Annotated in this window: 11 protein-coding genes and 1 riboswitch; of the genes, 3 read left to right on the top strand and 8 right to left on the bottom strand. The window is 54.0% G+C overall.

The window, feature by feature from the left end:
- The 8 genes from QZP87_RS13500 to QZP87_RS13530 form a co-directional block, all read right to left on the bottom strand.
- A partial coding sequence (locus tag QZP87_RS13500) for an Mrp/NBP35 family ATP-binding protein (RefSeq protein ID WP_291323445.1) occupies positions 1 to 836 on the bottom strand: 836 nt, incomplete at its 3' end.
- 22 nt (positions 837 to 858) lie between these two features.
- A complete protein-coding gene (locus QZP87_RS13505) occupies positions 859 to 1,770 on the bottom strand; it encodes an ATP-binding protein (protein ID WP_363331025.1) in 912 nt (303 codons plus the stop codon).
- On the bottom strand, positions 1,728 to 2,591 hold the full coding sequence (locus QZP87_RS13510; RefSeq protein WP_291323446.1) for an ATP-binding protein: 864 nt from the start codon (positions 2,589 to 2,591) through the stop codon (positions 1,728 to 1,730). Before QZP87_RS13510 ends, QZP87_RS13505 begins: the two co-directional genes overlap by 43 nt.
- Before the next feature lie 20 nt (positions 2,592 to 2,611).
- Positions 2,612 to 2,971, bottom strand: a complete 360-nt coding sequence (locus tag QZP87_RS13515) for a NifB/NifX family molybdenum-iron cluster-binding protein (RefSeq protein WP_291323447.1) — start codon at positions 2,969 to 2,971, stop codon at positions 2,612 to 2,614.
- A gap of 17 nt (positions 2,972 to 2,988) precedes the next feature.
- The gene (locus QZP87_RS13520) at positions 2,989 to 3,369 is read right to left on the bottom strand and encodes a CGGC domain-containing protein (protein ID WP_291323448.1); all 381 of its coding nucleotides are present in this window, start codon (positions 3,367 to 3,369) and stop codon (positions 2,989 to 2,991) included.
- Between the two features lie 103 nt (positions 3,370 to 3,472).
- Positions 3,473 to 3,778, bottom strand: coding sequence for a DUF5320 domain-containing protein (locus QZP87_RS15640; RefSeq protein ID WP_363331026.1), 306 nt, complete (start codon positions 3,776 to 3,778; stop codon positions 3,473 to 3,475).
- Positions 3,742 to 4,335: a NifB/NifX family molybdenum-iron cluster-binding protein gene (locus tag QZP87_RS13525; protein WP_291323449.1), complete on the bottom strand. Its 594-nt coding sequence runs from the start codon at positions 4,333 to 4,335 to the stop codon at positions 3,742 to 3,744. Before QZP87_RS13525 ends, QZP87_RS15640 begins: the two co-directional genes overlap by 37 nt.
- A gap of 198 nt (positions 4,336 to 4,533) precedes the next feature.
- Entirely contained in the window at positions 4,534 to 5,880 is a 1,347-nt protein-coding gene (locus tag QZP87_RS13530) for a sigma 54-interacting transcriptional regulator (RefSeq protein WP_291323450.1), read from the bottom strand.
- 147 nt (positions 5,881 to 6,027) lie between these two features.
- Positions 6,028 to 6,392: riboswitch (cobalamin riboswitch) on the top strand.
- 71 nt (positions 6,393 to 6,463) lie between these two features.
- On the opposite strand from QZP87_RS13530, the gene QZP87_RS13535 reads away from it, so the two are divergent.
- The 3 genes from QZP87_RS13535 to QZP87_RS13545 form a co-directional block, all read left to right on the top strand.
- Entirely contained in the window at positions 6,464 to 7,105 is a 642-nt protein-coding gene (locus tag QZP87_RS13535) for a radical SAM protein (RefSeq protein WP_291323451.1), read from the top strand.
- A 30-nt stretch (positions 7,106 to 7,135) separates the two neighbouring features.
- Positions 7,136 to 7,435: a UPF0175 family protein gene (locus QZP87_RS13540; RefSeq protein WP_291323452.1), complete on the top strand. Its 300-nt coding sequence runs from the start codon at positions 7,136 to 7,138 to the stop codon at positions 7,433 to 7,435.
- Positions 7,436 to 7,491: 56 nt separating this feature from the next.
- On the top strand, positions 7,492 to 7,639 hold a 148-nt coding region (locus QZP87_RS13545; RefSeq protein ID WP_291323454.1), incomplete at its 3' end, for an ATP cone domain-containing protein.

The following is a 7,639-nucleotide window of genomic DNA, read 5'->3' on the forward strand; positions in this document are numbered from 1 at the left end:
GGTTCCAGGATTTTTTGCAGGGCGGACAGGGCCGGACTTTCGGCCTGTCTGGCAATAAAGGGCATGCCTTCATCGGCAGCTCTGACCATGTCCGGATCCAGAGGGATGCTTCCCAGAAAGGGCACCTGCATCTCTTGAGCCAGCCTCTGGCCGCCTCCACTGGAGAAGATGTGAGCTTCTTCCCCGCATCTGGGGCAGACAAAACCGCTCATGTTTTCCACGATGCCCAGAACAGGGTTGCCGGTCTGGCGGCAGAAGTTCACTGAACGGCGTACATCGTCCACAGCCACGTCCTGGGGGCTGGTGACTATCAGGGCGTGGGCCTCGTGACCAAGAAGCTGAACCACGGACAGGGGCTCGTCCCCGGTGCCCGGGGGGCAGTCAACAATGAGGTAGTCCAGGTCCCCCCAGTCCACGTCTTCTAAGAACTGCCTGATAAGCCCCATCTTCACCGGTCCTCTCCAGATGACTGAATCTTCCTTGCTTTGCAGCATAAATCCCAGAGACATGACCAGGAGCTGGCCGTTCCACATTGCCGGAACAAGTTTTTTGTCCCTGGCCACCGGACGGGCGTCTTCCAGGCCGAAAAGCCTGGGAATGCTCGGGCCGTGCACATCCACGTCCACAAGGCCCACCCTGTAGCCGGACAGGGAAAGTCCTGCTGCCACATTGGCAGCTACGCTGCTTTTGCCCACTCCTCCCTTGCCGGACATGATCACTATCTTGTGTTTGATCCGACTCAGGCTGTGGGCAAGCTTCTGGTCCTTTTCCTGTTCCTTTGACCTGCTCAGACAGTCTGATGCAGTGCTGCAGCTGCCGCATGTCTTATCACTCATCTCTGGTTCTCCTTGGGTAGTTTTAATGCTTTAAAATTTCTGCTGCCGATTTCCAGATGTCCTGCATGGGCCGGGTCCATTTATCAGGATGGTACTCCACAATGCTCTGGCCCTGGATCTGGGCTCTGGTGAAATCCTGATCATAGGGGAGTTTTGCAGGCGCGCCCAGGCCGTATTCCAGGCAGAACCGTTCAATTTCCACGGTAATATCCGGATTGAGGTCAGCTTTGTTGATTACTGCCAGACAGGGGATTTTGAAATGTCTGGTGAGGTCGAAAACCCGGCGCAAATCAGCAAAGGCGCTTCTGGTGGGCTCAGTAATCAGCAGGGCCATGTCCGCATTGCTCAGGGAAGCTATCACCGGGCAGCCCACACCGGGAGCGCCATCGCCCAGCACGTTCTCAGCCCCTTTTTCCTGAGCCGTCTGGTGCGACACCTTTCGGACAATGGATACCAGCTTTCCGGAGTTTTCCTGACCAATGCCCAGGCAGGCGTGGATCATAGGGCCGAACCTCGTTCTGGAACTGAACCACTGCCCGCAATGCCTGTCATGCATACTTACCGCGGATTCAGGGCAGACGTGGAGACAAAGGGCGCATCCTTCGCAATACTCTTCCATGACCAGGTAATCTTCCGAAATGGCCTGGAAACGGCAGTATGCGCGGCACAGACCGCAGCCTGTGCACAGGTCCGGGTCTATTTGAGCCTGCTGTCCGCTGATGAACTCGTGGGTCTCAAGTATTTCCGGAGCCATGATCAGATGCAGATCGCTTGCATCCACGTCGCAGTCCCCAAGCACCTGCCGGGTACCGGTTGCTGCCAGCCCGGACACCAGGCTGGTTTTGCCGGTGCCTCCCTTGCCGCTTATGACCACGATTTCCTGCATGATGCTTATTTGCCCCCGGCCTGCATTTCTTTTTGCAAGTTTTCCCACATATTCCTGTATATTTCTTTGAATTCAGGCATGGCCTCCAGAAGGGGCTCTGCCCTGGAGCAGGCCGCTGCAGCCTGTCTGCTGTAGGGGAGTCTGGCCAGTAGCGGGAGCCTTTCATGCCGTATATATTTTTCCAGTTGATCATCTCCCATTTGGTCCCGGTTGATCACCGTGCCCAATGCCAGCCCCAGCTTGCGTACAAGTTCCACTGCGATTTTGAAGTCGTGCAGCCCGAAAGGGGTGGGCTCTCCCACCAGGATGACATAATCTACGTCGCGAAGGGTTTCCATTACCGGGCATGAAGTTCCCGGGGGTGCGTCTGCAATGACAATCCCCTGGCCTGGAGTGCTTTTTAGTACACGCCTGATAAGCGGGGACGCCATGGCTTCCCCGATGCGCAGCAGGCCGCTGCAGATGTCCACGCCGAGGCCTTTGCCCCGGCGTACCAGACCTATATCCCTGGTGGTTTCATCTACAGCCTGCACAGGGCACAAAAAAGAGCAGAGTCCGCAGGCGTGGCAGAGTTCCGGGAAGACCATGACCCTTTCCGCCATCCAGATGAGGGAGTTGAAGCGGCATTCGTTTACGCATTGCAGGCACGACTCCCCCAGGCATTTTGCGTTGTCTATTTCAGGCACAGCAACGGTCTGCCTGTTCTCCCTGGACCAGGCCGCATCCAGGAAAAAGTGGGCATTGGGCTCTTCCACATCGCAGTCGGCAAGGCAGACTTCCTCCCCCTCCCGATGCAGGTAAAGGGCCAGATTCACCGCCACGGTGGTCTTCCCTGTACCCCCTTTTCCGCTGATTATGGCCAGGCGCATCAGATCCTTACCTCCCGCTTTTACCAGTGTGCGGACCTGTCAGCTTCTTCCGCCTGTTCCAGGCGACCCTTCTTGTAAGCCTGGATGGCCTCTTCAACGGTATTTTCTTTGCACAGGTAAACCGCTATGCCTCCTGCCTGGAGGGCGGAAAAGGCCTTGGGTCCGCAATGCCCGGTAATAACCGCTTCGGCTTTTCCCCGGGATACGGCCTGAGCGGCCTGGATGCCCGCTCCCTGGGCAGCGTTGAGGTTATTGTCATTGTCCAGTGCCCGGTATTCATCGCTGGCCGTGTCATAAAGGATGAAGTGAGCAGCCCTGCCGAACCTTAGATCTATCGGGTCTTTGAGGCTTTTTCCCTGTGAGGATACAGCGATAATCATCAGTTTTTCCTTATTTTTCAGCTTTGCCCGAATATTGAGGGAGGGATATAGTCGTGGGTGCCTTCCACCACTTCCACCCCGGCCTTTTGCCTGATGGCTTCAATAAGATCATCCTTTCTTTTGCAGTACTTCATTATGCAGGTACTGACGTGGATTGCGTCCACTTTTTCATTCAGGGCCTTGAGGTGCATGTTCAAAAGGGCCATGCTGCAGACCACGCGGTTTTTGTTGCCTTCGCAGCCACCGCAGTCCACTATCCCCACCAGGGAAACGTCCTGGTTTTCGTATCTTTTGAACTCGCCGTCTTTTCTGCCCAGGGCCACGAAACATTTGGCATCTCCAGGGCACAGGTTGCTGCCTCTAATCATGCTGCAGGCGATAAGAGCTATTTTTTTCATACTGGCTTCCTCCTGGTTGTTTGTGCTTCAGTCAGGCAATCCAGTGCCGGGCAGTGTGGCAGGTTTTGCCCTGCAACACCCGGCACCGGTGCTTTGCTGTTGTTTATCTTTCAAAACACCTTGGGCGTCTGCCCTGTCCACGGCCCCGGCACCTTCCGGTTCCCCGTCCGCCTCTCAGACGAAGCCTTTGTCCGTCTTGAGATAATGTTGTCAAAGCTGGTTTTTCAGGGGTAGCGGCTTCTCCGGCAGCGTCTGCTCTCATTTTGCTGCGGCAACGCCCCAGTCCTTTTCCTGTCCCCGGACCCTGTCCCATGGGTCCTGTTCCATTAAGTCCCGGCATATTCAATACCTCCTTGTCTGGGAGCTCAAAGATTACCCCCTGCTCATGGCCGCCCCGCAACTGGGACATGCCTGTTCATAGCAGGGGTTTCCCTTTACGTGTTCCACCTTGTGTCCACATTGAGGGCAGGCACAAAAGCCGCTGGTGTTCATGCCTCCACCCTGTCCACGACCTGGACCGGTTTTCCCGGCGCACCCACCTGGTTGTCCTGCCCCTTGACCTGATTTTCCTCTGCCCGGCATATGGGTCTCCTTTTTTTTGAAAGAATATTTTTCAGGGTTGAAAAAGCATTTGCGCCGTCCGGGCATGTCAAAGCGTTCCTCGTGCAGCCTGTCATCTATCAGTGCCTGGATGACTTCGTTAACCTGTCCGGATACAAAGGGCACTATAAGAATGCCGTTAGCGGCGATAAGATCACACATAGACCTGGAAATTGCTCCGCAAACCAGCATGTCTATCTTCAGCCTGACTATTTTGAGTATTTTGGCTGAAGAGTCGTTTTCGTCCAGGTATTCAGAACACCTGTTGCTGATCGTGCCCGATTCTATATCCACCACCACAATAGTGTTGGAAACATCAAAAACTGGGGCCACCCGGTCCCGCCATGTGCTTACAGCCGCTTTCATGTCCAGGGACATGCATTTAATATGCCGACTGGTTTTTTTGGTGTTGGACGGTGTAACCTATTGAAATAAATTTATTTTTTAAATAAAGGCAAGTAGATTTGCATAAATGCCTGGTCGCATCAGTGAGACTGTCGGGCAGGATCAGAGTAGCTTTTTTGCTACTGTCAGTGTGGTTTCCATGGTGTGTGCGAGGGAAGGTCAGGGGGTGTGGATGTTCAGTTTTTTCAGTTTGCGGTGCAGGGTGCTTTTATGCATGCCCAGAAGACTGGCGGCTCTGGTTTTGTTGTTGCCGGTCTGTTCCAGGGCCTTTTCAATGCTCCTGGCCTCCAGGATGTTTTTTGCGGTCTGAAAGTCCGCAGGTATTTCAGTATCCTTGAGTGTCAGTTCCGCAGGCAGGTGTTCAATGCCGATTTTGCCCCGGGAACACAGCACAAAGGCCCTTTCGATGATGTTTTCCAGTTCCCGAATATTTCCCGGCCAGTCGTATGCCATGCAAAGAGAAACGGCCTCGGGTGTAAGGCCCTGGACTTCTTTTCTCTGGAGGCGGTTGAACCTGTCTACAAAATGCTGGGACAGGTGGGGGATGTCCTCTTTTCTGTGTCTCAAGGGAGGCAGTTCTATACGCACGATATTTATGCGGTAGTACAGGTCCTGGCGAAAGAGCTTTTGCTGTACCAGTTCTTCCAGATCCTGGTTTGTGGCGGTGATGATTCTGGCACTGGATTTTTCCGGCTTTGATGATCCAAGAGGGTCATAGGTTTTTTCCTGGAGTACCCTTAACAGTTTTATCTGCAGGGCCTGGCTGACTTCTCCTATTTCATCAAGAAGCAGGGTGCCTCCGTGGGCCTGGGCGAACCGGCCGGGCCTGTCCCGTTCTGCACCAGTAAAAGCTCCGGCCTTGTATCCGAAGAGCTCGGACTCCAGCAGGGTGTCAGGCAGGGCCCCGCAGTTTACGGCCACAAAAGGAGCATCCTTGTTGGGGCCCAGGGAATGAATGGTCCTGGCTAACAGTTCCTTGCCTGTACCGGTTTCCCCGAGGAGGAGCACGGTGCTGGTGCTGGCGGCCACGGCCGGGATAATCTGCAGCACCTTCTGCATGGACGGACTGTGACTCACCATATTGCCCATGGAGAGGCCGCCCTTCAGTTCCAGGCGCAACTTCTCCACTTCGCTCAAGTCCCTGAAGGTCTCGGCACCTCCCACCAGTTCGCCCCTGGAGTTGCGAAGCATGGCAGTGGAAACGCTGATGGGGATGCGTCCGCCCTGGGAATCGATGATATAGCAGACCTTGCCGATGACGGGTTTTCCAGATTCAAGGGTGTAGCCCAGGGCGCACTGGGACTGGCACATGCTGGATCTGAGCACTTCCCAGCAGGGCCGGCCCAGGGCCTGGTCTCTGGAAATGCCGGTGATCTGCTCCGCGGCCCGGTTGAAGGAGGTGATCATCCACTCCTGGTTCACAGTAAAGACACCGTCGGATATGCTTTCCAGTATGGCCTCGGTAAAGCCTTCCCAGGGTTCATCTTTTTTTGTTTTGCCGGTCATATGTTCTGATATAACGAATTCAGGTGATGGGGCAAGTCTTTGCAGGCAGCTTGAAAGTAAGTCTTTATTGTTTTTCTGATTTTTACTGTTGAACTCTTTTGTGATCGGGGTTAATATAAGAGGTCTTATTTGATAATACTCTGAAATTCTTTACAGTCTGCTCCAGGCGGCCGTCAGGCCTTAAAAGGGAACTCCGGTGCAAGTCCGGGGCGGTCCCGCCGCTGTAAGCCCTGTAAATCTTTTTGTCGTATCGGGGTCACTATCACCGCACTTACTTTATCCAGGAGTATCTGTTTAGCGCTTTTATGGAAAGCAGGGGACAGGCACCCCCGCACTTATTTTTCTGAAGGATGTTTGAATGAGTTTTAAAAAATAAGTGCGGGGAGAGCCAGTCTCAGTGCCACATGCAAAGTGCTAAACAGATGCATCCAGGAAAAAAGTAAGTGCGGGGCTGGGAAGGCCGACAAAGGGAGGGGCGAGCCAGAAGACCTGCCTGAAGTCTTATCCATCAATTTTTCCCCTGCGAGGACAGCGGGTAAAGATCCACGGGCTCCGGTGCTTTTATCCGGCGGAGCAATATATCATGCAGGATTTAGACTATAGTGCCTGGGACATGCTCAGGGGATATGAGCCTTTCAGCCTCTGCGACTGGCCGGGACGGATAAGCGCGGTTCTTTTTTTCGGGGGCTGCAATCTGCGCTGTCCCACCTGCCACAATGCTTCTTTTGCCTGGCACCCGGAAAGTTTTCCGGTCCTGGACTGCCTGGGAGTGCTGGAGCAGGTGCAGCGCAACCGCAACTGGCTGGAAGGGCTGGTGCTGACCGGCGGTGAAGTCACCATTCTGCCAGGGTTTGATTCTTTGCTGCATGATCTGTCCAGCCTGAACATTCCCATTAAACTGGACACCAACGGACTCAGCCCGGATTGTGTGCAACTTGCTCTTGAGCATAGCTCAATAAAAATGATAGCAGTGGACATCAAGGGGCCGTGGCATATGTATCCGGGGCTTACCGGTGATCGGGCCGCTCCCGGGCAGGCCCGGGATTGTCTGGGGCAGATTCTGGAGCTTGCTGCAGATAGCCCGGAGAGGTTCATGTTCAGGATCACCCGGGTGCCTGGTTTAAGCGATTCTGACATTGAAAACGTAAAAGCCTGGCTGCCGCCCGGGTTCGAGCTCACAGTTCAGGATTACCGGCCTGCCGGCAAAGAAAGAATTGTAGCATAAACTCATTTCTGGCAACAGTGAGGTATGTATATGATGGAAACGAATACCATAGACTGGGAAGTCAACCAACTGGTCAAGTCCAGGCTGTTTCCTGACGAAAAGGCGGTGTTGCGAAGCGCCCTCAGAGCACTTTTCCAGGCACAGCCTGAAATAAGACGGCGTATGATCACAAGCGCTTATTCAAGAGGTGAAATCAGTCTGGGAAAGGCTGCAGAAATCATGGGCAGTTCCCAGGAGGAAATGAAGGATATCCTGCGTGAAGAGGGAGTAAATATCCATCTGGGCCCGGAAACAGTTGAGGGATTAATGAGAGATGCATGCCAAGCCTGATAACCGCTAACTGCTAACCTTAACTGCCAACCAATATATTCAAAAAGGAATCGATTATGCCCAAACAGATCAAGAAAAGAGACGGTTGTATGGAATCCTGGTCCACGGACCGGATTGCCCATGCCATTTTAAAGGCCCTCAAGGCCAGTGGAATCAAGGACCCTTTGCTGGCCTCCAGGCTGGCCCGCAAGGTGGAGGGCAAAC

Source organism: Desulfonatronospira sp., from assembly GCA_003563255.1.
Classification (GTDB): domain Bacteria; phylum Desulfobacterota; class Desulfovibrionia; order Desulfovibrionales; family Desulfonatronovibrionaceae; genus Desulfonatronospira.